Below are 24,813 nucleotides of genomic sequence, written 5' to 3'. Positions count from 1 at the left end.
TCCGCGGACGCTCCCACCGGCCCCGGAGACCACCGGGGCCGTCGTCACACCCGGTCAGGCGAGACCGATGGCGGTCCTCGTGTCACCGTCGGCCGCTTCGAGGCGCCGGGCCGCCTCCTCCGCCGTGGTGCCTGCGAGGAGCATCACGATGGCGGTCTTGGCGTGACCGCCCGCCTCCCGCAGTGCGACCGCGGCACGCTCGGGGTCGGCGCCGGTGGCCTGGACGACCATGCGGCGGGCGCGGTCGACGAGCTTGTCGTTGCTCGCCTTCACGTCGACCATCAGGTTCCCGTAGACCTTGCCCAGGCGGACCATCGACGCGGTCGAGAGCATGTTGCAGACCATCTTCTCGGCGGTGCCGCCCTTCAGACGGGTCGACCCCGTGAGGATCTCGGGTCCGGTGGGGACCTCGATCGGGATGTCGGCACAGCCGCTGATGACGGCGTCGCGGTTGCAGGCGATCGACACCGTCCTCGCGCCCTTGGCGGCCGCGTGCCTCAGGCCGCCGACCACGTACGGCGTCCGACCGCTGGCGGCGAGTCCGACGACGGTGTCGCGGTCGTTCACGCCGATCTCGTCGAGGTCGGTGACCGCCCTCGCGGGTTCGTCCTCGGCTCCCTCGACCGCCACGATGAAGGCGCCGGGGCCGCCCGAGAGCAGGCCCACGACCTGCTCGGGGGAGGTCCCGAAGGTGGGCGGGCACTCGACGGCGTCGAGCAGGCCGATACGCCCGCTGGTGCCGGCGCCGAGGTAGATCAGGCGTCCGCCCCGCCGCAGGGAGTCGGTGATGGCCTCGACGGCCTCCCCGATCTCCTTGAGGGCGTCACGCACCGCGAGGGCGACGGTCTGGTCCTCGGCGTTCATGACGGCGAGCAGTTCGGTGACCGGCATGCGGTCCAGGTCGGCGGTCCGCTCGTTGCGGGTCTCGGTGCCGAGTGTGCCGAGTGTGCTGAGGTCCACGGCGCGGTCGTCCTTTCAGGGCGGTGCTCAGGGTGGTGCGGGTGCGGGTGCGGGTGCTGGTGCGGGATGGGGGTCGGTGGTCGGTGTCGGGGCCGGCGGGGACCGGGGGTCAGTCGCCGGACTGTGCCGGGCGCGGCGGCTGCCGGCGCTTGCGGCGCTGGACGGCCCCGTAGGTCTCCTTGAGGGCCACGGTCGTGGCGTCGAAGGAGCGCTGGGCGACGCCCACGAACAGGCAGTCGATGACGGCGAGCTGGGCGATGCGGCTGACGGTCGCCCCGGACCGGAAGGGGGTCTCCCGGGCGCAGGTCGTCAGCACGAGGTCCGCGTTGGCCGCGAGGGTGGAGCGCGGGACGTTGGTGAGGGCGATCGTGGTGGCGCCGCGCTCGGCGGCGGCCTGGAGGGGTTCGACGGTGTCCTCGGTCTCCCCGGAGTGCGAGATGGCCACGGCCACGTCGCCGGGTCCGAGGAGGGCGGCCGCGGTGAGGGCCGCGTGCCGGTCGGTCCAGATGAACGCGATGTGGCCGATGCGGTGCAGTTTCTGGTGGAGGTCCTGGCCGACGAACGCGCTGGCGCCGACGCCGAATATGTCGATCCGCCGTGCTCCGGCCACGGCGTCCACCGCGCGGCCGAGCACCTCGATGTCCAGGTCGGCTCCGGAGTCCTCCAGGGCGCGTACCTCGTTGTAGATGATCTTGCCGACGATGTCGCCGAGGGTGTCGGTGGCGCTGATGTCGGTGCCCGGTGCCGGGCGCTCGCCGCCCACGGCGTGTTCATGTGCGGCCGCCGCCGCGAGTGCGAGGCGCAGCTGGGGGTAGTTGCCGAGCCCGATGGCACGGCAGAAGCGCATCACCGTCGCGACCGAGGTCTCGGCCTGCTTGCCGAGCGCGCTGATGGACAGCTCCGACGCCTGCGCGGGGTCGGCGAGGACGGCCTCGGCCACCCGCCGTTCCGACGGCGCGAGGGACGGCAGGGCCGCACGGATCCGCGCCAGGGTCGCGGCGGGCGAGGTGTCCTCGGCGGACTGGGTGGTTCTCGGTGGTTCCCGGCGGGCCATGGGCCGTCCCTCCTGAGTGGTGGCGACACAGTAACCAGGGCGTACGTGGTGCGTCAAAAATTTACGTACTGAATTGCTTGAGGTTACTTATTGACATACGGATGTCGACCTTCCGATACTCGCTGCACCGCGATCCGCGCCGGTCACCGTGCCCACGGGTGCCACGACCGTTCGACGCGACGGATCCGTGAAGATACGAAGGCGTGCCGAAATGACAGCAGCAGTGGCGGTGGACCTGGGCAAGACCGGCTGCCGTGCCGTGCTGTGGCACGACGGCGCCGGTTCCGCCCCGGACGCCCACGAGGTGCCCGGGGCCCCGGGGCTCGCCGCCGACCAGGGGGTGGAACTGGCCCGTGCCGCCGTCCGGGCCGCCGTCCTGCCGCTTCTGGAGGGGCAGCCGGAACTCCGGCTCGCCGCGGTCTGCGTCGGAGCCGCGGGAGCGGCCGCCGCGCCGGAGGCCGCCCGGGAACTGGCGGGCCTCCTCCTGGAGGATCTGCCCGCCGACGAGGTGGCCGTCACGAGCGACGCCGTCACCGCTCACGCCGGCGCCCTCGGCGGCCGTACGGGTGTGGTCCTCGCGATCGGCACCGGATCCGTCGCCGTCGGCATCGGCGAGGACGGCTCCTACGCCCGCGTGGACGGGTGGGGTCCCTGGCTCGGCGACGAGGGCAGTGGTGCCTGGATCGGCGCCGCCGGACTGCGTGCGGCGCTTCGCGCCCACGACGGCCGCGGGCCGGACACCTCGCTGCTGGCCGCCGCCGGGGCACGTTTCGGCGACCCCGACCGGCTGCCCTCGGCCCTCGGCCGGGACGGGAACCCCGCCCGTACCGCCGCCGCCTTCGCCCCGGACGTGGCCCGCGCCGCCGCCGCGGGTGACGCGGTGGCCGCCAAGATCGTCCAGGAGGCCGCCGCCGCGCTCGGCGAGGCCGTGCTCGCCGCCGCCCACCGGCTCGGCGGTGACGACGCCCTTCCGGTGACGATCACCGGTGGGCTCACCGGCCTCGGCGAACCGCTCGTCGGTCCGCTCCTGGCGGTGCTCGCCGGTTCCGCGCGCCCGCTCGAGACGAAGCCCCCACTGGGGGACCCGCTGGACGGCGCACGCCTGCTGGCGCTGGACGCGTCCGCACCGCACGAACCCCACATCGCCCGCGTACGGCGGACGGTGTCCCAACCCCCTGTCCCCTCCGCGCCGGTGACTCCGCCGGCCGTTGCTTAGGAGTGAGCGTGCGCCAACTCGACCTCGTGGTGATCGTCGTCTACCTGGTGGCGATCGCCTGGATCGGACTGCGCCTGGCCGGCCGGCAGAAGACCGCGAAGGACTACTTCGTCGGTGAGGGCCACATGCCGTGGTGGACCGTCTCGTTCTCCGTGGTGGCCACCGAGACCAGCGTGCTCACCGTCATCAGCGTGCCCGGCGGCGCGTACAGCGGGCAGGGCTTCGGCAACGTCGAACTGGCCCTCGGCTACGTGATCGGCCGCGTCGTCGTGGCCACCGTGCTGATCCCCCTGTACAAGCGCGGCGGCTTCGTCAGCGCCTACCAGTACCTGGGAAGCAGGTTCGGGCTCAGACTGCAGGGCCTGGCCTCGGTGACGTTCGTCTTCACCCGGCTCCTCGCCGAGGGCGTCCGGCTCTTCGCCTCCGCCATCCCGATCAAGCTGCTGCTCGACGAGTTCGGCGTGCACGCCGGATACCGCGTCATCATCATCGTGCTCACGGTGATCACCGTCGTCTACACCTACCTCGGCGGCATCAAGGCGGTCATCTGGACCGACGCCATCCAGATGGGTCTGTACCTGGGCGGCGCGCTCCTCGCCATCGCGGTGCTCTCCGGCCACGTCGGCGGCGACGGCTACTCCAGCGCCCTGCACTCGGGCCACTTCAAGCTCTTCGACACCAACTTCGATCTGGCGCACATCCTCACCAGCCCGTTCGCCCTGCCTACGGCGATCATCGGCGGCGCGATCTTCGCCATGGCCAGCCACGGCTCCGACCAGCTGATCGTCCAGCGCGTCCTGGCGACCCGTTCGCTGCGCGACGGCCAGAAGGCCATCATCGCCTCCGGTGTCTTCGTCACCCTCCAGTTCGCCGCCTTCTCCCTCGTCGGCGCCCTGCTGTGGTCGTACAACAACGGCAAGGACTTCAAGTCGCTGGGCCTGGCCAGTTCGGACAACCTCTACCCGAACTTCATCCTGCACGGCCTGCCCGTGGTGATCTCGGGCCTGCTCGTGGCCGGCATACTCGGCGCCGCGATGGGATCGCTGTCCTCGGCGCTGAACTCCATGTCCAACTCGACGGTCGCCGACATCATCCACAGCTTCTTCCGCAGCACACCCTCCGAGGAGTCGCTGCTGAAGCTCGCCCGGGTGATGACCCTGGTGTGGGCGGTCCTGATGGCGATCTTCGCCTGCGCCTTCAGCGCCAGCACCGGCAACGTCTACCTCACCGGCCTGACCATCGCGGGCTACACCTACGGCGCCCTGCTCGGTGCGTTCCTGCTCGGCAGGCTGGTCCGGCGGGCCAACGAGATCGACTCCGTCGTGGCCTTCCTGGTGACCGTCGGCGTCATGACCTACATCGTGCGCAGTGTGAAGATCGACGTCACCGTGGCCGGTGCCACCGTGCCCACGGCGATCGCCGCCCAGTGGCTCGTACCGATCGGCGTGCTGATCACACTCGTCGTAGGCGGCGTGATGAGCCTGTTCCACCGCGCCCCCGAGCCGGCCGAGCTCCCGGCAGCCGACGACGAGCCGGGCCCCGACCGGGTCGCCGTCACCGTCGGCCAGGACTGACGCCGGGCCCACCCCACCGGGTGCGGGGCCGCCACGACGGTCCCGCACCCTCCCCGCCGCGACGTTCTCGTTCCGAGCGGCCCCGGGCCTCAGCTCCGGCGACGCCTGCTCCCACGATTCCTGCTCCCACGACTTCTGCTCCCAAGACACCCCGTTCCGACCTACCCGGTTCCGGCCGCCCCGGTTCCGGCGTTCCAGGGAGAAGCCATGCCACAGCCGACCCCGCCCGCGCGGCGGAACGTACGCCGGGAGGCACCGTGCGCGTGATCGGCCTGATGTCGGGCACCTCGTACGACGCCATCGAGGCCGCCGCGGCGGACCTCACCCTGGACGGCGACACGTTGCTGCTGCGGACGCTCGGACACCTCTCCGTCCCCTACCCGGACGACCTGCGGGCCCTGATCGAGGCCGCGCTGCCGCCGGCCGCGACGACCATGCGGGCCGTCTGCGAGCTGGACACCGGTGTCGGCCGGGCGTTCGCCGAGGCGGCCGGCCGTGCTCTGCGCGAGCTCTGCGACGGCGACGCCGACCTCGTCGTCTCGCACGGGCAGACCATGTACCACTGGGTCGAGGACGGCAGCGTCCACGGCACCCTCCAGCTCGGCCAGCCCGCCTGGATCGCGGAGTCCACCGGCCTTCCGGTCGTCTCCGACCTGCGCGGCCGGGACGTCGCCGCGGGCGGGCAGGGTGCTCCGCTGGTCGGCATGACCGACACCCTGCTGCTGCGCGGCCTGCCCGGCACGCCCGCCGCGCTGAACCTCGGCGGGATCGCCAACGTCACGGTCCTCGTCCCGGACGCGGAGCCGCTCGCCTTCGACACCGGCCCCGCGAACGCCCTGCTGGACGCGGCGGTTCGGCACTTCACCGACGGGGCCGCCGGCTACGACGAGGACGGCCGGCGGGCCGCCGCCGGCCGCACCAGCCCCGAACTCCTGCGTGTCCTGCTGGACGACCCCTACTACCGAAGGCCCGCCCCCAAGAGCACCGGCAAGGAGCTCTTCCACCTGCCGTATCTCCTGCGCGCGCTGGAGGCCGCCCCCACACCCGCTCCCGACGACGTGCTGGCCACCCTGACCCGGCTCACCGCCGTCACCGTGGCCGACGCCTGCCGTGCCCAGCGGGTGACCGAGCTCGTCGTCTCCGGCGGCGGCACCCGCAACCCCGTGCTGATGCGCATGATCGGCGAGGAGCTTCCCGGCGCACGCATGCGCGCCAGCGACGAGCTGGGCCTGCCCTCGGACGCCAAGGAGGCGCTCGCCTTCGCGGTGCTGGGCTTCCTGACGGTCCACGGACTTCCCGGCACCCTGCCGTCCGGCACCGGGGCGCGCCGGGCGACGGTGCTCGGCAGCATCACCCCGGGCGCGGCGCCTCTTCGTCTGCCCGACCCCGCGTCGCGGCCGCCGCGCCTGATGCGGATCACCGCATCCGCCCCCGCGGCCCGCTGAGACCGCCGATCCGCCCCCTGCGCCCCCTGGCGCCGCCGATACCCCCGCGCCCACTGACTCCGCAGCCAGCGAGGACCCATGAGCTCCACCGCCGTCACACCCCCCGCCGCGGACGGTTCCGCAGGCCTGGCCGAACTGCTGGCCGCGTGCGTCGGCGACCCGGCCCGCGTGAGCACCGACGTGCCGCGCCGGGTCGCCGCCGCCCACGACGCGTCGCCGTACCTGTTCACGCCGCAGGCGGTGGTGCGCGCCGCGTCCGCCGCCGAGGTCGGCGCCCTGATGGCGGGGGCCCGCACGGCGGGACTGCCGCTGACGCTGCGCTCGGGCGGCACCAGCCTGGCGGGGCAGGCGGGCGGCGACGGCATCCTCGTGGACGTCCGCAGCCACTGGCGCACCGCGACCGTCCTCGACGACGGTCTGCGGATCCGGCTGCAACCAGGCCTGACGGTCCGTCAGGCCAACGCCCGGCTCGCCCGGTACGGCCGACGGCTCGGCCCCGACCCGGCGAGCGAGTCCGCCTGCACCATCGGCGGCCTGGTCGCCAACAACTCCAGCGGCATGAACTGCGGCACCCAGGACAACGCCTACCGGACCATGGAGTCCCTGCAGTTCGTGCTGCCCTCGGGCACCGTGGTCGACACCGCGGCACCCGACGCGGACGCGGCGCTGCGCGCCCGGGAGCCGGAACTCCACGCGGGACTTGTGCGGTTGCGCGACCGGGTGCGCGACTCCGCCGCCTCACGGGCCACCGTGGAGCGGCTGTTCGCGATGAAGAACACCATGGGCTACGGCCTCAACTCCTTCCTGGACCACGGCGATCCGGCCGACATGCTCGCCCACCTGATGGTCGGCAGCGAGGGCACGCTCGGCTTCGTCGGCGAGGCCGTCTTCCGTACCGTTCCGCTCCTTCCGCACACCGCGACCGGGCTGCTGGTGCTGCCCGGCCTCGCCGAGGCCACCGACGCGCTGCCCGCGCTCCTGGCCGCGGGTGCCCGGACCGCCGAACTCCTCGACGCCGCCTCACTGCGGGTGGCCCAGCAGTCCCCGGACCCGGTGGACGAGGTGCGCGGGCTGCGTGTGGAGCGGCACGCCGCCCTCCTGGTCGAGTTCGCGGAGGACAGCGAGGAGGCGCTGGCGGAGCGGGTGGCCGCCGCGCGGCCGGTCCTCGACCGGCTGCCCGCGGTGACCGGGACCTCGCTGGTCCGCGACGCAGGCGTCAGGGCCAGGCTCTGGCATCTGCGCAAGGGCCTCTACACGGCCGTCGCCGGCGCCCGCCGACCCGGCACGACCGCGTTGCTGGAGGACATCGCGGTCCCGATGGAACGACTGACCCGTACCTGCGAAAGACTCATCGGCCTCTTCGACCGGCACGGCTACCAGGACGCGGTGATCTTCGGTCACGCCCGCGACGGCAACCTGCACTTCATGCTGACCCAGGACTTCGACTCCGCCCCGGAGGTCGAGCGCTACGCCCGCTTCACCGACGCCATGGTCGACCTGGTCCTGGACGCCGGCGGCACGCTCAAGGCCGAGCACGGCACCGGCCGCGCCATGGCCCCCTTCGTCCGCCGCCAGTACGGCGACGAACTGTACGACGTCATGCGCGAGTTGAAGCAGTTGTGCGACCCGCACGGCGTGCTCAACCCGGGCGTGCTGCTGGCCGACGACCCCGCCGCGCACCTGCACAGCCTCAAGAGCGTTCCCGAGGTCGACCCCGCCGTGGACGCCTGCGTCGAATGCGGCTACTGCGAGCCCGTCTGCCCCACCGCCGACGCCACCACGACGCCGCGCCAACGCATCGCCCTGCAACGCGAGATCGCACTGGCCACCGCCGCCGGAGACGACGAACGCCGCCGCGCGCTGGAAGCCGACTACGCCTACGCGGCCGTCGACAGCTGTGCCGCAGACAGCCTGTGCGTCACCGCCTGTCCGGTCACCATCGACACCGGCGCCGTCATGAAGCGACTGCGCGCCGAACGGCACAGCGCCACCGCGCAGCGTGCCGGTAACGCGACCGCCCGCCACTGGGGGACCGCCGTCAAGGGCGTGCGGGCGGCGCTCAACACCGCCCACGTGCTGCCCGTCCCGGTTCTGCGCGCGGCGACCGGCGCGGTCCGCCGGCTCGGCGCGGGGGAGTTGGTACCCACGTGGGCCGACGACATCCCGCGCGGCGGTCCGGCGCGCCCCGCGCCCCGGCGGCCCGCCGAGCCGAAGGCGGTGTTCTTCGCGGCCTGCATCGGCAGCGTCTTCGCCCCCGAGGGCACCACCGGAGGCGCGTCCGCCGCGTTCCTGCGGCTGTGCGAACGGGCCGGCGTCCAGGTCACCGTGCCCGACGACCTGGCCGGACTGTGCTGCGGCACGCCCTGGCAGTCCAAGGGCTACACCGACGGACACCGCACCATGGCCACCCGCACCCTGGAGGCGCTGTGGAGGGCCAGCGACCGGGGCCGGCTGCCCGTGGTCTGCGACGCCTCCTCCTGCACGCACGGCCTGGAGCAACTCCCCGACACCCTCCCGGAGTCCGACCGCGCCCGGTACGCCGCCCTGCGCTTCGTCGACAGTGTGGTCTTCACCGCCGAGCACCTGCTGCCCGCCCTGCCCGAGCCCCGCCGCCTGAACAGCCTCGCCCTGCACCCCACCTGCTCCACCGTGCACCTGGGCGTCGACGGCGCCCTGCGCACGGTGGCCGCAGCCGTGAGCGACACCGTCACCGTGCCCGACAACTGGGGCTGCTGCGCCTTCGCCGGGGACCGCGGCCTGCTGCACCCGGAGATCACCGCGAGCGCCACCGCCGCGCAGGCCGCCGAGATCAACGGGAGCAGCTACGACGCGTACGCCTCCTGCAACCGGACCTGCGAGATGGGCATGAGCCGTGCCACCGGCCGTCCCTACCGGCACGTGCTGGAACTGCTGGACGAGGCCACCGCCTGAGCCGCGGGGCCGTGCGAGGTCGATGGCGTCCACAGACAACTTCGCGCTCCGGCACGGGAGTTGATGTAATGCGCGATGACGGGAAGCCCTGTGCCCGTCCGGACTGCGCGCGGTGTACCGACCGCCGCGCGATCGGCAACGTCATCACCTGGAGCTCGCGGATGATTGTGAACTGGGCCAGGCACGCCGTGCGGCGGGCCCTGCGCGTGAACGTCGTGGTGGCCGGGCTGTGCGCGCTCGTCCTGGGCAGCGGCCTGGTGAGCCCGGCGCCCGCCGCCGCCGGCGTGCCCTCGATCGACGGGAGTTACGCCTTCGACGGCAACGGCTGGAAGGGCACGCTCTCCGTCTCCGGCGCCGCATCCGGCTCGCCGAGCGTCACGATGCGGTACGACGAACTCGGCCGCAGCGAGTACCTCACCGGCACCTGGTCTCCGGGCAGCGGGACGCTGAGCGTCGTCCGGCCGCTGCCATGGGGCAACTCGCAGACGTACACGCTCTTCCTCGGCGACCACATCGCCTCCAGCCCGGTCTTCGGCGGCTACTTCACCCAGTCCGACATCCCCGGGATGCGCTACGGCGCGTACGCCGACGCCTATGTGCGGCCGGGCCTCGCCCGTCCGGCGGCGAAGGCGGCCTCCCGGGCGGCCGAGGCCGCCGGCACGCGGGCGACGGTCGTCCAACGGCGCACGGCGGCCGCCGCCTCGCTGCCGACCGGGATCCTCGGCGCCTACGACTTCAACGGCAACGGCTGGCAGGGAAGGCTGCTGCTGCAGTTCGCCGAGTGCCTGAACCCGGACACGCAGATGTACTACTACGAGCGCGGCTTCTGGGAGGGGATCGCCAACCGCACCTGGGACGCCTCCACCGGCACGCTCACCCTCGTGAGGCCGCTGTCCGGCGGGGTGACCCAGACCTACACCCTCTACATCGGCACGCACCGGGCGGACGACCCGATGTTCGGCGGCTACTTCACCGAATCAGACGTCCCGGGGCGGCAGTTCGCCGCCTTCGCCGACCGCAGCCCCGGCGGGGTCGGCTGCTGACGGCGCGCCCGTCATGAGCCGCGGAGCCCCGGACGGGACGTGCGCCGGGGCCCCGCGCACATCCCGTCCGCCGGGACCGCTCACGCTGGGGTGCCGTGTCTCTCACCGTCCGTGCCGGAGGTGATCTGGTAGGACAGCAACTGCTGGAACAGGCCCGGCTGTCGGGAGAGCTGGGCGTAGGTGCCCTGCTGGACGATCCTGCCCTCGTCGAGGACCACGATGTGGTCGGCGACGGCCACGTTGCCGATGCGGTGGGTCACCAGCAGCACGGCCCGGTCCCGGGCGAGGGTCCGCAGCCGCTGGAAGATGCGGTACTCGGCGCGCGGATCCAGGTTGGCCGTGGGCTCGTCGAGGACCAGCAGACCGGCCGGGCGGAAGAACGCCCGTGCCAGGGCGATGCGTTGCCACTGACCGCCGCTGAGCTCCTCCCCGTTGAGCCACTCGCGGGCCAGAAGGGTGTCCAGCCCGGCCCCGAGCCCCTCGACGACCTCGTCGGCGTCCGAGGCCGCACAGGCCTCGCGGACCGCCGCGTCGCCGCGCGCCGTGGGCTGTCCCTGGGTCACGTTCTCGCGCACCGTCAACGGCCAGCGGGCGTAGTCCTGCGGCACGAGGGCCACCTGCCGCCACAGCGCCTGCGGGTCGGCCTCGCCGGTGGGCACGCCGTCCCACAGCACCTGACCGTCCGTGGGCAGGTAGAGGCCGCTGACCAGCTTCGACAGTGTCGACTTGCCGGAACCGTTGAAGCCCACGAGAGCGGTGACCTCGCCGCGGCGCAGGGTGAGCGACACGTCGGACAGCGCGGCACGGTCCTTGCCGGCGTAGCGGTGGGTGACCGACCTGACCTCGATCGTCGTGGGCGGCCCGGGGTGGTGCGGACCCCGGCGCATCCGGAAGCCGCCCGCCTTGTCGAGGAAGCCGCTCCAGTCGTCCATGTACAGCCCGGTCCGCACGGCCCGCGCCCCGACGGACACCAGACCGCGGATCGACGTGCCCACCGTCTGCAGGGCGAAGACGGCCGTCCCGGCATGCCCGACGGTGATACGGCCGGTCGCGAGCAGCCATACGACCGCCGCCCAGACCACCGCCGACCCCACTCCGCCGCACACCGCGCCGACCAGGGACATCCGGGCTCCCTTGTCCGCCGCGGCCCGGTCCTCGCGGTTGATCCGGGCGACCGTCTGCCGGTACCTGCCGGACAGGAAGCCGGACATGGTGCCGGCCCGGATCTGGTCGGCCGCGTCCTTGGTGTAGATGTGCCAGCGCAGCACCGACAGCATCCGGTTGTCGCCGTTGCTGCGCAGGTTCGCCAGGTAGCGCACCCGTGCCGCGCTGACCTGCGCCAGGGCCTGGGGCAGGCTGGCGGCGACGAGAAGGGGGAGGAGAACCCAGCGCACACTGGCCAGGACCAGCGCTCCCGCCAGGAAACCGGCGCCCGAGGCGATCAGGTCCTGACCCTCGTTGATCAGGTCGCCGGTGACCTGGGCACCGCGGTCCGCGGCTTCCCGGTCCCGGTTGAAGCCGGGGTCGTCGTACGCGCACAGCTCGACCTCGACGCAGCCGGTGAGCAGCATCTGTTCGGCCTCGCGTGACATCAGCGGGCCGAGCCGTGAGGACAGCCAGTTCACGGTGATGCCGAGGAGCGCGCGTACCCCGGCGGCGCCGACGAGCAGGGCGACGGAAGGCCAGGCGCCGAGGAGCCGGTGGTAGACGTCTCCGCTGCGCAGCAGGGCGGTCAGCGTGCCGGAGACGGCGATCAGTCCCAGCGCCTGCGTCACGCCGGTGACGGTCTGGCACAGCAGGAGGCCCGCGGTCGCGCGTCGGTCGACGCGCCAGGCGAGCCCCAGCGAGCGGCGCACCAGCTGCGGCAGGCGACGGGCCATGTCACGCATCCGGATCGAGCGGCCGGCCGCCTCGCGGCTGCCGGTGAGGTCGACGTACCGCATCTGCGGCTCGGGGTCGGGCGCGGACGCCGTGCCGCCCGGTGCGGCCGGTCCACCCGGCGAAACGGACGGGGCCGCCCCGGGGGTGGTGCGCGGCCCCGGGACGCCGCCGGCCGGCGCGTCGGTGGGCTCGCTCATGCCGCCCACCCCGTCCTCGGACGTGCCGACAGGAGCCTGTCGTCTCCGCCTCGCGTACCCGGCCCGCGGCGCCGTTCGATTCTGGGCCGCCGCGCGGGAGCAGGGGTGGGGCGCATGGCATGTCCTCCGTCTGGGCGTCGGTGTGGCACTGATGCTCGGAGAACGTGCCGGAACCGGTCCCGTCACGGCCCGGCCGGAAGGCGGGCGGCGAACGCGAGTTCCCATGCCCGCGACGAGCGTGCGGGCGCTGGGCGGTCGCGGCTCAAACTCGTTCGATCCGGGCGGTTCACTCTCGCAGGGGTTGCGGACCGGGCGGAAGCGGGTGTGTCGGCCGCGGCCCGGACTCAGGACTCAGGTCTCAGGGCGCGGGACGTCCAAGCCCGGGCCGCGGCGCCGCACTTCACTGGGAACCGCGGCCGGTCCGCGCCCCGCCCCCGGTTTGCGGGCGGGTGAGGAGCAGCCGATGCTGAGAGGGAGGCATGTCATCAGGTCGTGTCGACCGAGCGCAAGGGCCGCGGAGCCTGCGGCATACCGGTTCGTCCAGCCGCACGCCTGGTCAGGGCCCGGTGCGGCCCGAGCCCCTCAGGAGACACCATGACGCCCGGCACCCTCTCCGCCCAGATCACCGACTACGCCAACCGGGCCGATCCCTACCCGCTGTACGCGGAGTTGCGCAGGACCCCGGTCCTGCGGGAGGACGACGGTACGTACCTGGTCAGCAACTACTACGACGTGCGGCGCCTGGCCAACGACCCACGGCTGAGCAACGACACCCGTAACCGTTCGTCCGGCCGCACCCAGACGGCCGAGGCGTCGGACACCGGTCTGCCACCGAGCTTCATCTTCACCGACCCACCGGTCCACGACCGCCTGCGCAGCACCATCAACCGGCCGTTCGGCCCGCCGCACAGCCCCGGATTCCTGGACAGTCTGCGCGGGGAGCTGAGCCAGGTCGTCACCGAACTCCTCGACGGCCTCGAGGGCAAGGACCAGATCGACATCGTCGAGGACTTCGCCTACCCCCTGCCGGTCACCGCCATCTGCAAGGTGCTCGGCGTCCCCCGTGAGGACGAGACGCGCTTCCACGTCTGGGCCGATGCCCTGGCGGCGTCACTCGATCCGCAGACCGGCGACGAGGGCCGGGAGAAGGGACAGCAGGCGCGCCGGGACCTCGGTGCCTACCTGTCCGACCTGATCGAGACCAAACGTCGCCACCCCGGGCCGGGAATCCTCAGCGCGCTGGCCCCCGAGATGACACCGGAGGACCTGGAGTCCACCGCGGTGCTGCTTCTGGTCGCCGGCCACGAGACCACGGTCAACGCCATCACCAACACGACACTCACGCTGCTGCGCAACCCGGACGTGCTCGACCGGTTCCGTGAGGATCCCGCGCTCGGCGTACCGCTCATCGAGGAGGTGCTGCGGTACGAGCCCCCGGTCCAGTTCGTCCCGTGGACCACCGCCCTGGTCGACATCGAGGTGGCCGGCACCACGATTCCCAAGGGCTCTCCGATCTGGCTGATGCTGGCCGCGGCCAACCGGGATCCCGTGCGCTTCGACGATCCCGACCGGTTCGACCCGGCCCGCGCGGACAACGAGCACCTGGGTTTCTACACCGGCATCCACTACTGCTTCGGCGCGCCGCTCGCGCGCATCGAACTCCACCTGGCGGTACCCGAACTGTTCCGCCGGGTCAGCTTCTCCAGGCTGCTGGAGGACCCGCCGCCGTACCGCGCCAACGCCGTGCTGCGCGGTCCCCGCCATCTTCCGGTGGCCATCGACGGCGTCACCGCCTGAACCGCGGGTCCGCCGGAGACGGGTGTGGGGGTGCCCGGTGGCCGGACACCCCCACGAGGTCAGCGCGTCACTGCACGACGACCTGGGTGCTGCCCGTGACGCCGCCGGAGGTCACCGAGACGGTGACGGTGCCGTGGCGGTGGGCGGTGAGGGCTCCGGTGGACGGGTCCACCGAGGCGATCTTCGAGTCGGCCGAGGACCACACGTGCGAGGCGGGGTCCGCCACCGGGAGGGTCAGCGGCGCGATGTTGTCGCCGGCCACCTGGGTGCCGGTCGCGGTCAGGGTGACGTGGTCGCCCTTGGCGATCGGGTCCTTCGGGCCCTGGACGGCGATCGAGGCCAGCGCGGGCTCGACGGAGTACTGGAGGTCGCCGTCGTCACCGATGCGGATCAGCCCGAAGTGGTAGAAGCCGCCCTGGTCCGCGGGAGCGTACGCGGGCATGCCGAGGTCGGCGAAGGTGAACTGCGGGATGCCGCCCTTCTCCACCGTGGTGCCGTGGCCCTCGGGGTCGAGGATCTGCTCGGCGAAGCCGCGGGCGTGACCGTACATCATGATCACGTGCTGCTTGGGGTGCGTCTGCTGGAAGCGCTGCACCAGCCGCAGGTACATGCGCGCCTCCCAACGGTCCGTGAACTGGCTGTTCGCGGCCGGGTGCGGGTCGTAGGCGGGCATGTGCGTGACGACCAGCACGTCCTTGGCGGTGGTGTCCGTCAACTGCTGGACCAGCCAGGGGTACTGGGCGCCCTCGGGGTCCTGGAACGGGTCCGAGGACTGCAGGCTGCCGTGCGAGTTGTCGGTGACGATCAGCCGCGCCGCACCCTCGCTGTAGGCGTAGTGCGTGTCGCCGAAGGTGGCGCTGTAGTTGCCGTTCTCGGCGTCGGCGCCCTGGGTGATCTCGTGGTTGCCGACGATGTCCCGCTCGGGCACACCGAGCGCGTCCATCTTGGACTTGGCGAACTGGAGGTCGGGGAGCTTGCCGTCGTCGGCCATGTCACCGAGGAACTGCGCGGCGTCCGGCCGGGCCTGAGGGCTCAGGGAGGGCAGCCGCTTCGCGATGGAGTCCATCACGTTGCTGCTGACCGACCCGGGGTCGGAGGCCAGCATGTGGGCGTCGTCACCGGCGAGCAGGGTGTTGCCGTTCCGGGCGAAGTCCGCCGAGTCCTCCTCGTAGGAGAGCCACTTCGGGTTCTTCGGTACGGCGTGGTACTCGGGCACGGTCACCGGGCGGGGCGAGTAGAGCGCCTGGAGGCCGGCCACGTTGAGCGAGCCGCTGTAGGCGGTGCTCGGGCTGATGGCCAGGAAGTCCACGAAGCTGATGGTCAGCGGGAACTGCATGCCCGCCGGCAGCTGCGCGATGGCGAGGTGCCAGTCCTTCCAGGTGACGTACGTCGGGTACAGCGTGGTCGCCGACCCGTTGACGCCGATGTAGCGCTCGGCCAGCTCGATGCCGTTGCCGTCGCCCTTGATCCACATGCCGATCGCGGTGGGGACGTGGCCGCCCGCGGTGTCGGTCTTGAGGGTGACGTTCGGGGTGAGCACCAGCTGCTTGACGCCGGAACCGGCCGGCATCGAGTAGTCGAGCTTCAGCGAACCGGACTCGGTGGAACCGGGCGGTACGACCCCGGCGTCGGCGGTCAGCGTGGCCGGCTTGCCGGAGGTGTTGTTGCTGAGGCGCCAGTGGTCGAGGCTGTTCATCGGGTCGATGACCTTGCTGACACTGCCGACCGCGATGGACGTGGTGGCGGTGGCGCCCGCGACGCTCGCGGTCACCTCGGCGAGTCCGCCGTCGTCGGCGCTTGCGGTGAACAGGCCGTGCGCGTCCACGCTGCCGAGGTCCGCCGGGTCCGTCTTCCAGGTGGCCGCTTCCGCGGGGATCTGGACCTCGTCGTTGTCCTCGTCCTTGGCGGACAGGGTCAGCTGCTGGGTGGCGCCGTTGTCCAGGTCGACCTGGTCCGGGGAGACGCTGAGGGACTTCAGCTTGCTGACGACCTCCAGCTTCTCGGAGGTGGTGGCGCTGCCGTTCCAGGCGATGATCCGGCCGGTGCCCGAGCGGTGCGGGGTGAGCTTGCCGTCCTCGTAGGTGGCGAGGCTCGCGGGCTCGATCCGGACGTGGGTCTCGCCGGCCGCCGGGTTGTCGAAGTGGTCGACGGAGTACACCGGCAGCGGGATGGAGCCGCCGGTGACGGTGGTGACCGTGTCGCCGCCGTTCACGACCACCTTGGTGGCGGGCCCGGCCTGCTTGGCCGTCGAGTAGAAGAAGATGCCGTTCGCGACCGGGCGTTCGGTGTTGCCGGGCAGGTCGGACGGCGTGTTGACGACCTCGGCCTGGTCGGCGCCGGGAGCGCGGCTCACCATGCCGGTGGAGCCGCCGCCGTCGAACAGCATGGCGGTGTACGCGCCCTGCTCGACCAGGTAGCCGGCGGCCTGCTCCGGGGTCACGCCGAAGGCGGTGTCGGAGCCGCCGTGGCCGTCGATGGCCACGACGATGGCGTGCTTGCCGTCCTTGGTGATGCCGACGGCGGTCTCCGGGTTGGCGCCGCTCGGCGGGGTGCCGGTCGGGTCCTTGTAGACCTTGCCGTCCTTGACGAGCGTGTCGACACCGCTGACCAGCTGGGTGACATCGTTATCGGGGGACAGCCGGGTGGCGATGCCGACCGTGTCGCCGGTGTGCAGGGTGTCGGAGAGCCACTGCCCGCCGTCGCCCGCGCCCAGCAGGCCGGTCTCGTCCGACGCCAGGCGCGGCACGGTGGTGATGCCGGTCTGCACCCGGTCGACGACGAAGCCGCCGTCGGTGCCGTGCCCGACCACCAGCGTGGACGCCTTGGTCAGACCCGGGGTCTCGCCGAGGTCGGAGGTGACCTTCGTGATGCCGCCGCCGGCCACGTCGTTGACCGTGTTCACAGAGGTGAGCGCACGGGTCGCGGTCCCGGCGGTGATGGTCCCGGAGAACGTCTCCGGACCCATGACCATGGTGCCGTCGGCCTTGACGGCCAGCTGGGAGGCGAAGCCCGGCTTGGGGCTCTTCAGCAGACGGCCGTCGGTCATGACGCCGCCGACGGGACGACCGCTGGCGTGGATCTCGAAGTAGTCGCCGTTCACCCCCGCCACCGCGTGGGTGCGGTGGGCCATCGACGACGGGGTCTCGTCCGCCGGGTTGGTCAGGGTGTCGCCCGCCTCGACCATGCCGACCCGAAGGTTGCGGTTGGAGAGGTCGGCCTGGAGCACCTGGACGTGCTGGCGGCCGCCGACGGTGTCCCAGGTCTCGCTGTGGTGCTTGAGGCCGCGGGTAACGGTCTCGGACCGCGTGCTGGTCCGGTCCACCACCAGGGGCCAGTTCTCCGGGGTGTCCGGGAGCCAGTTCTGCGGTGCGGTCCGGTCGTGGCCGTGTGCGGCCGTGGCGTCGGAGCCGAAGGCGGTGCCCGTCGCGGTCACGGCGCCGATGAGAGCCAGTGTCGCGGCGGCTGCCGCCGCGCGGCGCACGCCGACGGCCGCGGGTCTCTTCTCTCGAAGTGTCATGTGCGTTTCTGTCCTTGCAGTCGTGCGCGTCGGTCGACCCGACGCGCAACGACCACCGCACACCCGCTCGGCGGACCCCAGGTTTCCGTTCAGAGTGCACCGGATGACCATCGTGGTGGACGTTCCCCCCGCTTCATGAACATCCCGCCAATTCTCGGATCCGTCCGAACTTTCCCGCGTCCACGCGCATCTCAGGCCCGGCGCTCCGGCGCCGGTGCCCGGCCGGCCGCGCGGGCTCGGGACCGGCCGGCTACCCGCGTGTTCGGCACGGCGGAAGCTCCGGACCGGCGCCCGGCATCGCGGGCCGCCCCGTAATGCGGAGCGGGCGCGCGCGAGCCACAATTACTGTGATGCGTGGAAGGATTCTCCGGAATTCTGCATTCCGGCGGAATCGAGCCGAATTCTCGCGCAGTTTATTCACTCACTGGCCGCAAGGCGTCGCAAATCAACTCCGTCAGGATGAGGAAAATGGAACTCAAGCTCGAGGCCGTGGTGCTCCCCGTCTCCGACGTCGACCGTGCGAAGGACTTCTACGAGGCGGCGGGATTCCGCACGGACGTCGACAACACGTTCAGTGAGGACTACCGGTTGGTGCACCTCACGCCCCCCGGCTCCGCGTGTTCGATCCTTTTCGGGAAGGGGATGACCGCCGGTGATCCGGGCTCGGCCCAGGGCCTCTACCTCATCGTCTCCGATGTCGAGAAGGCGCGTGCCGAACTCGTCGGCAGGGGGATAGAGGTCAGTGAGGTTTTCCATGACGCCGGTGGGATCCTCCACCACGGCCACGAGGCCGGCGACGCCGTGCACCGGGGTGCCGGCCAGGAACGGCTCGCGGGCCTCGACCCGGACCGGACCTCGTACGCCTCCTACGCCACCTTCAGCGATCCGGACGGGAACGGATGGGTGCTGCAGGAGATCACGCAGCGGCAGCCCGGCCGATGACATCCGCCGTCGTGGCGACGGCACGGCCGCCGACACCCCGGGCGCGACCGACGTCCTCAGGCGGGACCGGCGGCTGACTCCGCGCGGTAGCACGGGTCGCACGTGATGCGCCTGGCCTCCGGCGCTCCGGCGGCCCCGGAAAGCGATTCGCAGGTGGCGTGCGCGTGCCTTCCGCAGACACCGGCCCCGCAACGCGCGCAGGCCGCCGCCGCCACGACCGGGCTCGCCGGAACGGTCGAGGCGCGACTCTCGAGAAAGCAGTCGTAGCAGTGCATGGTGACTGGCCTTTCTGGCGTCCTAAGCTCGCTACCCCCCATATAGTAGGCTCGCCCCGTATACCGCGCACCCGTAGGTTTTCATCGATGAATTACGGTCGATATTCTCCTGGGCCGGACCGAATGGAATAGCGCTCTGAGGGGACGGCCCTCAGGGCCGGTCCTCCGCCCGGCGCGGAACCCGGTCCTGCCCGGTCGACGCGGTGAGCGCGTCCACCAACTCGTCCAGATCCGCCCCGAGTGGCGTGTCGCAGTCCCAGACGGCCTCGTAGGCCATCTCGACGGGCGAGCCGGCCAGGAGGAGCGGGCGGCAGTCGGTGTGCTCGTAGGTGACTTTGGAGCGGGGCAGGAGGGCCGCGCCCAGGCCCAGAGCCGCCCACTCGTCCACGGCCCGGAAACTGGCGGCCTCACCCGGATACGTGCGCATCGCCAGGTTGTTGTCCTCGAAGAGACCTGTGGTGAAGGTGGTCAGGCCGCAGGTGCGGGGGCCGAGGATGTAGGCCGCGTCCGCCACTTCCTTCAACTCGACCGGGCCGTCCCCTCCCGGGGCCGAGGTGTCGACCACCACCATCGGTTCGCTGGCGATCACGCGGTGCCGAAAGCGCGGCATCCCGGGCACCGCGGGGACGAGGATGATGTCCAGACGGCCCGCCCGGAGGTCGTCGGCGAGGGGCTCCTGGTCCGCTTCCCGCAGGACCAGGTCGCTCGGACGCTTCAGCGTGCGGGCCGCCTGGTACGCCCGGCCCACCAGTTCACCGCTGATCAGGGGTGACACGCCCATGCGGATCGGCTCGGCGGCTGGCCTGGCCAACCGCCGGGTCTCGGCGAGGAGCGTGTCCAGGTCGTCGAGGACGCGGTCGATCAGCGGCAGGATCCGCGCGCCGTGCTCTGTGGGCCTGACCCCGCGGGGCGAGCGGTCGAAGAGCTTGACGCCGAACTCCTCCTCCAGCCGGGCTATGCCGTTCGACAGGGACGGCTGGGTCACGCCGTAGGCCCGCGCGGCGGCGCTGAACGAGTTCGTGCGGGACACGGCCTGTGCGTAGCGCAACGTCTCGATGTTCACGGCGGCCGTTCTCTCCTCATAGGCACTCGCTATGCCCGCATTCGCCCTGATCCTCTACCGCCCGCACGGTGGGCCTCCTACAGTCGAGGCATCGCCCGCGACCGTGCGGACGGGCCGGACGGCGGGTTCCCGACCGCGGCGCCCGGCGGACGTCCCACCGTTGACCGGAGGCGTCGGCCGGCCGGGCCGAGTTCCCGCTCGCAATCGGCAACCACACATTTTACCCGCGCGGGCGGGAGCGGCGCTCGCCATCCGGCGCGTCCGCGGACACCCCTTTCCCCGCATGCCCGGAAATTCGCGATTCTGTATTCGCAGTGCACCTGAGGAGCACCAGCATGTCCACCAACGCTTTCGACTTCACCGGACGCAAGGTCGTCGTCATCGGCGGCACCAGCGGCATGGGGCTGGCCTCCGCCCGCCGGGTGCTCGAAGGAGGCGGCACCGCCGTCGTCACCGGCCGGAGCCGGAACAGCGCCGACAAGGCCGTCGCCCAGCTGGCCGACCACGGGAAGGCCGTCGGCCTGGCCTGCGACCTGTTCGACCGTGGCGCCGTGGATCGTCTGCGCGCGGAGCTGACGGAACACCACTCCGACGCGACCCTGCTCGTCAACGCGGCAGGTGTCTTCGAGCCCAAGTCGTTCCTGGAACACAGCCAGGAGGACTACGACCGCTACCAGGCCATCACCCGGGCCTTCTACTTCGTCACCCAGACCGTCACCGGCAACATGATCGCCCGCGGGGCCAGGGGAGCCGTGGTCAACATCGGCGGCATGCTGGCGCACCAGGCCATGGCCGCCACCCCGTCGTCGGCCTACTCGGTGGCCAAGGCGGGCCTGCACTCCCTCACACAGCACCTCGCCATGGAGCTGGCGCCGTACGGGATCCGGGTCAACACCGTGGCCCCCGCGGTGGTGCGCACTCCCATCTACGAGGCGTTCATCCCGAAGGACGAGATCGACTCCACGCTCGACGGGTTCAACAGCTTTCACCCGCTCGGCCGGGTCGGAACCCCCGACGACGTGGCTCCCACGGTGGCCTTCCTGCTGTCCGACCAGACGGACTGGATCACCGGGGCCACCTGGGACGTGGACGGTGGCGTGCGGGCCGGCCGCAACATCTACTGATCCGCCGCCCGGCCCGTCGGCATCCCTCGCACACCCGGCACCGTTCACAGGCCCCCATGGGCCCCGCGACCGAGACCACAGGAGCGTCGTGTCCTATCACGAGCACACCGACCACCAGTACGCCAAGCACATCCGTGCCGGCGCTCCGGACGCCTTCAAGGCGTTCGTGGCCTGGGACAACCAGGTCCTGCGCGGCAGCGGCAACGCCATCCCGCCCAAGTACACCGAGCTCATGGCCGTGGCCGTGGCCCTGACCACGCAATGCGCGTACTGCATCGAGGCGCACACCAAGGCGGCGCGTTCCGCCGGCGCGACCCGGCAGGAACTCGCGGAGACCGTCATGACGGCCGCCGCGCTGCGCGCAGGGGGCGCCTACGCACACGGATTCATGGCCATGAAGTTCTTCGAACAGGACGGTGACACCACGGCCGCCTGACCTCCCCCGGAAGCCGGCGCGGCCGTCGGCCGCGCCGGTCTCCGAGCGGAGGGGGAGCGCCGCGCGACAGGCCGAGCCGGTCGGCCGACCGCTGGAGCGGGCCGTCCTCACTCGTGGGCCGCGCTCTGCCGGGACCCGGAGTCACCCGGTCGTCGGAGAGGCGCCGGTGACGATGGCGCGGATCGTCTCCATCGGCAGTTTCGGCGAACCGCTCGCGTCCAGGAGGCCGTTGGTCTCCTGGGCGGTGTCCATGAACTGTGTGTAGCAGAAGCCCGCGACGACCGGGCTCGTGCGCAGCACCCCGAAGATGTCACCGAGCAGGGCCGCGTACTGGTCGGCGGTGCCGGTCCGGGTGTAGGAGAACTCGTCGTCGTCGGCGCCCACGGAGAGCCCGCCGAACTCGGTGACCATCAGCGGTGCTTCACCGGAGTGGTACCGCCCGGTCTGCCGCGGGTCGAGCGAGAGGGTCCGCCCGGCCGGGCCCGGCGAGGAGAGCAGGGCCTCGAACCCGGCGGCGTCGCCGTAACGGCGGGTGAGCAGTTCGGGGTCGGAGGAGTAGTCGTGCACGCCCATGATGTCGCTGTCGGTGTGCTCCCACCCCTCGTTGGACATGACCGGGCGGGTCGGGTCCAGCGCCCTGGTGAGGTTGGCGAGCGCGACCGTGTAGGCCTGCTGGGCCCGGTCGTTCGCGATGTCGGAGCAGCCCCAGCTCTCGTTGACCGGCACCCAGGTGACGATCGAGGGGTGGCTGCGGTCGCGACGCACCAGGTCCAGCCACTCGCGGGTCAGCAGTTCCACGGCCTCGGTGCCGTACTCGTAGGCGGCGCCCGTCTCGCCCCACACCAGCAGTCCGAGCCGGTCGGCCCAGTACAGGAAGCGGGGGTCCTCGGCCTTCTGGTGGATCCGGACCGCGTTGAAGCCCATGGCCTTGATCAGCTCGACCTCGCGGCGCAGTTCGGCGGTGCCGGAGTTCGCGATGAGGGTGTCCGGACGGTAGCCCTGGTTGAGGACCGAACGCACGTAGTAGGGGCGGTCGTTGAGGAGGAAGGCGCCCCGGCCGACACCGGCGCTGCGCAGGCCGACATAGCTGTCGACGGTGTCGAGCACAGCCGAGGTGCCGGCGTCGCGGACGGTCACCCGCGCGTCGATGAGGGTGGGCCGCTCGGGGCTCCACAGCAGGTCCTCGCGGTCGATGCCGTTGCGCAGGGCCGGGACGACGAGTTCGACGCGGCCGCGCGGGGTGCGCACCACGGAGGTGGACTCGGCGAGCGGCTCGCCGTCATGGCTCAGTACGATCTCCACCGCCACGGGGGCGGACGGCGCCGCGGCCAGGGTGATCTCGGCCTCGACGCCGCGCGCCGGGTCGGGGATCCAGGCCAGGTCGGTGATGTGCAGTCCCGGCACGGTCTCGGTCCACACGGTCTGCCAGATGCCGGTGGTCCGCTCGTACCAGACCGCGTGCGGCCGGTCCTGCCAGTCCTGCTTGCCCCGCGGCTGCGCCAGGTCGGCCGGGTCGTCCTCGGCGCGGACGACGAGCACGTGCTCGTCCGCCCCGGGGAGCAGGGCGTCGGTCACGTCGGCGGTGAAAGGGGTCTGGCCGCCCACGTGCTCGGCCACCTGCCGTCCGTCCAGCCAGACCTTGGCGCGGTGGTCGACGGCCCCGAAGTGCACCAGCGACCGGTGGCCGTCGCCGACGGCGAGTACGTCGTGGGGTATGCGGCGGCGGTACCAGACCACCGGGTGCGGGGCCGTCTCGCCGATGCCGGACGCGGGTGCCTCGGGCGGGAACGGAACGGTGATCTCCCGGTCGAAGGGCTCCCGGTCGGACCCACCCCCGCCCGGCTCGGAGAACCAGGCCTCCCGTTCGCCCTCGCGGGCGTCGTCGTACCCGAACTCCCAGGTGCCGTCGAGGCTGTGCCACCGCTCCCGCCGCAGGATCGGCCTCGGATACGTCCCGTCCTGCTCGCTCGCCTTCACGGACCCTCCTCCTGCCTTTTCCGGAATTCCCGGCATAGGCGTTTCTACGATCGAAGCCCTGTCATCATGAGTGATCGTTTGCATCGATGCAAGGCCCAGTCGGGATGCGACGATGAGCCGGGGCTCCACTGTGCGGCAGACTCTGTGGAGCCCGCCGGGCGCCCGATCGGGGGCCTTCCGGCGGGACCGAGTGCCGGCGCGGCGGGAAGGAGGCCCCAGTGGCCAAGGTGCGGATGCGGGACGTGGCCGAGCACGCCGGGGTGTCGGTGCGGACGGTGTCGAACGTGGTCAGCGGCTACTCGCACGTCAGCCCCGGCACCCGCGCCAAGGTGCAGCGTTCGCTGGACGAGCTGGGCTACCGCATGGACTACCTGGCCCGCGGCCTGCGCTCGGGCCGTACCGGGTTCATCGCCCTGGCGGTGCCGTTCCTCGCCGAGCCCTACTTCGCCGAGCTGGCGCAGGCCGTCATCCGGGCCGCGGGCCGCCGGGGGATCACCGTGCTGGTGGAGTCGACCGCCGGCGACAGCGACGTGGAGCGGCGGATCATCGAGGGCGGGCTGACCAACGTCGCCGACGGCGTGCTGCTGAGCGCCCTGACCCTGCCGGCCGGCGACATCGGCGCGAAGAAGCCGGATTTCCCGCTGGTCATGCTGGGTGAACACAGCGTCGGCGACCAGTTCCCACGGGTCGGCATCGACAACGTGGCGGCCGCGCGGACCGCCGTCGAGCACCTGCTGGAACAGGGCTGCCGATGGATCGTCGCGCTCGGCCGCAACGGCAGCGAGAACGGCCGCCAGCGCACCGAGGGGTACGAGCAGGCGATGTCGGCGGCCCGGGTGCGCCGGGTGAACTGGCTGGTCGTACCGGTCGAGGACTGGACCAGGGACCAGGGCTACGCGGCCGTGCGCGAACTGCTGGAGGGCGACGGTCCGCTGCCCGACGCCATCTTCGCGTTCAACGACGCGCTCGCCGTGGGTGCGCTGCGCGCTCTGGACGCCTCCGGGGTCCGGGTGCCCGAGGAGGTGGCCGTCGTCGGCATCGACGCCGTCCAGGAGTCCGCCTACACCCACCCGCCGCTCACCTCCGTCGCCCCCGACCTCGACGCCATCGCCGAGCGTTCGCTGGTCCTGCTGGAGGAGCAGATGCAGGCTCCCGGCGAGGCCGGGGAGGCCGCGCCCGACGAGGAGGAGCATGCGGGAGTGGCGGTGGCGGCCCCCCAGGAGGCCACGCCGTACCGGCTGATCGTGCGGGAGTCCTCGCTCCGGCAGGGCTCGAAGGGCTGAACCGGGGGCCGCCGCACGCGAGGCGGCCTCGCCGCGGCGGCTCCGACGGGCCTCGGACAGGCTTCGGACCGGCACGGACGGGTTCTTCACGGCGATCT

The 24,813-nt window shown here is 72.1% G+C and carries 16 protein-coding genes; 10 read left to right on the top strand and 6 right to left on the bottom strand.

Features of this window, described 5'->3' with window-relative positions; translation table 11 throughout:
• Positions 1-54 precede the first annotated feature (54 nt).
• Positions 55-960: an N-acetylmuramic acid 6-phosphate etherase gene (gene murQ / locus ACFY3I_RS06715; protein ID WP_390859665.1), complete on the bottom strand. Its 906-nt coding sequence runs from the start codon at positions 958-960 to the stop codon at positions 55-57.
• Positions 961-1,069: 109 nt separating this feature from the next.
• Positions 1,070-2,014, bottom strand: a complete 945-nt coding sequence (locus tag ACFY3I_RS06710) for a MurR/RpiR family transcriptional regulator (RefSeq protein WP_390859664.1) — start codon at positions 2,012-2,014, stop codon at positions 1,070-1,072.
• A 211-nt stretch (positions 2,015-2,225) separates the two neighbouring features.
• Here ACFY3I_RS06710 and ACFY3I_RS06705 point away from each other — a divergent pair, with 211 nt between their 5' ends.
• From ACFY3I_RS06705 to ACFY3I_RS06685, 5 genes are all read left to right on the top strand, one after another.
• A complete protein-coding gene (locus ACFY3I_RS06705) occupies positions 2,226-3,230 on the top strand; it encodes an N-acetylglucosamine kinase (RefSeq protein WP_390859663.1) in 1,005 nt (334 codons plus the stop codon).
• An 8-nt stretch (positions 3,231-3,238) separates the two neighbouring features.
• Positions 3,239-4,804 (top strand): sodium:solute symporter, encoded by a 1,566-nt coding sequence (locus tag ACFY3I_RS06700; RefSeq protein ID WP_390859662.1) that lies wholly within the window; start codon positions 3,239-3,241, stop codon positions 4,802-4,804.
• Positions 4,805-5,061: 257 nt separating this feature from the next.
• Positions 5,062-6,249, top strand: a complete 1,188-nt coding sequence (locus ACFY3I_RS06695) for an anhydro-N-acetylmuramic acid kinase (protein ID WP_390859661.1) — start codon at positions 5,062-5,064, stop codon at positions 6,247-6,249.
• A 78-nt stretch (positions 6,250-6,327) separates the two neighbouring features.
• Entirely contained in the window at positions 6,328-9,180 is a 2,853-nt protein-coding gene (locus ACFY3I_RS06690) for an FAD-binding and (Fe-S)-binding domain-containing protein (RefSeq protein WP_390859660.1), read from the top strand.
• Positions 9,181-9,341: 161 nt separating this feature from the next.
• Positions 9,342-10,223: a hypothetical protein gene (locus ACFY3I_RS06685; protein ID WP_390859659.1), complete on the top strand. Its 882-nt coding sequence runs from the start codon at positions 9,342-9,344 to the stop codon at positions 10,221-10,223.
• A gap of 80 nt (positions 10,224-10,303) precedes the next feature.
• Here ACFY3I_RS06685 and ACFY3I_RS06680 read toward each other — a convergent pair whose 3' ends face one another.
• Entirely contained in the window at positions 10,304-12,166 is a 1,863-nt protein-coding gene (locus tag ACFY3I_RS06680) for an ABC transporter ATP-binding protein (protein ID WP_390860094.1), read from the bottom strand.
• A gap of 729 nt (positions 12,167-12,895) precedes the next feature.
• On the opposite strand from ACFY3I_RS06680, the gene ACFY3I_RS06675 reads away from it, so the two are divergent.
• Positions 12,896-14,098, top strand: coding sequence for a cytochrome P450 (locus ACFY3I_RS06675; RefSeq protein ID WP_390859658.1), 1,203 nt, complete (start codon positions 12,896-12,898; stop codon positions 14,096-14,098).
• Between the two features lie 67 nt (positions 14,099-14,165).
• Here the strand turns inward: ACFY3I_RS06675 and ACFY3I_RS06670 are convergent, their stop codons facing one another.
• Positions 14,166-17,615, bottom strand: coding sequence for a phosphodiester glycosidase family protein (locus ACFY3I_RS06670; RefSeq protein ID WP_390859657.1), 3,450 nt, complete (start codon positions 17,613-17,615; stop codon positions 14,166-14,168).
• Between the two features lie 468 nt (positions 17,616-18,083).
• On the opposite strand from ACFY3I_RS06670, the gene ACFY3I_RS06665 reads away from it, so the two are divergent.
• Positions 18,084-18,557 carry a VOC family protein gene (locus ACFY3I_RS06665; RefSeq protein ID WP_390859656.1) on the top strand — a complete coding sequence of 158 codons (474 nt, stop codon included), beginning with the start codon at positions 18,084-18,086 and terminating at the stop codon, positions 18,555-18,557.
• A 426-nt stretch (positions 18,558-18,983) separates the two neighbouring features.
• Here the strand turns inward: ACFY3I_RS06665 and ACFY3I_RS06660 are convergent, their stop codons facing one another.
• The gene (locus ACFY3I_RS06660) at positions 18,984-19,895 is read right to left on the bottom strand and encodes a LysR family transcriptional regulator (protein WP_365292517.1); all 912 of its coding nucleotides are present in this window, start codon (positions 19,893-19,895) and stop codon (positions 18,984-18,986) included.
• Between the two features lie 335 nt (positions 19,896-20,230).
• Here ACFY3I_RS06660 and ACFY3I_RS06655 point away from each other — a divergent pair, with 335 nt between their 5' ends.
• Together ACFY3I_RS06655 and ACFY3I_RS06650 are read left to right on the top strand one after the other, a co-directional pair.
• Positions 20,231-21,019, top strand: coding sequence for an SDR family NAD(P)-dependent oxidoreductase (locus ACFY3I_RS06655; protein WP_390859655.1), 789 nt, complete (start codon positions 20,231-20,233; stop codon positions 21,017-21,019).
• An 88-nt stretch (positions 21,020-21,107) separates the two neighbouring features.
• Positions 21,108-21,455 carry a carboxymuconolactone decarboxylase family protein gene (locus ACFY3I_RS06650; RefSeq protein WP_390859654.1) on the top strand — a complete coding sequence of 116 codons (348 nt, stop codon included), beginning with the start codon at positions 21,108-21,110 and terminating at the stop codon, positions 21,453-21,455.
• Positions 21,456-21,596: 141 nt separating this feature from the next.
• On the opposite strand, the gene ACFY3I_RS06645 is transcribed toward ACFY3I_RS06650, so the two are convergent.
• Positions 21,597-23,432, bottom strand: a complete 1,836-nt coding sequence (locus tag ACFY3I_RS06645) for a glycoside hydrolase family 2 protein (RefSeq protein ID WP_390859653.1) — start codon at positions 23,430-23,432, stop codon at positions 21,597-21,599.
• A gap of 218 nt (positions 23,433-23,650) precedes the next feature.
• Between ACFY3I_RS06645 and ACFY3I_RS06640 the strand changes: the two genes are divergently transcribed.
• Positions 23,651-24,715, top strand: coding sequence for a LacI family DNA-binding transcriptional regulator (locus tag ACFY3I_RS06640; protein WP_390859652.1), 1,065 nt, complete (start codon positions 23,651-23,653; stop codon positions 24,713-24,715).
• Positions 24,716-24,813 lie beyond the last annotated feature (98 nt).

This window comes from Streptomyces sp. NPDC001068, assembly GCF_042897315.1.
Lineage (GTDB): Bacteria > Actinomycetota > Actinomycetes > Streptomycetales > Streptomycetaceae > Streptomyces.
The sequence above is the reverse complement of the archived record's forward strand: the minus strand, read 5'-3'. Positions and strand labels throughout refer to the sequence as shown.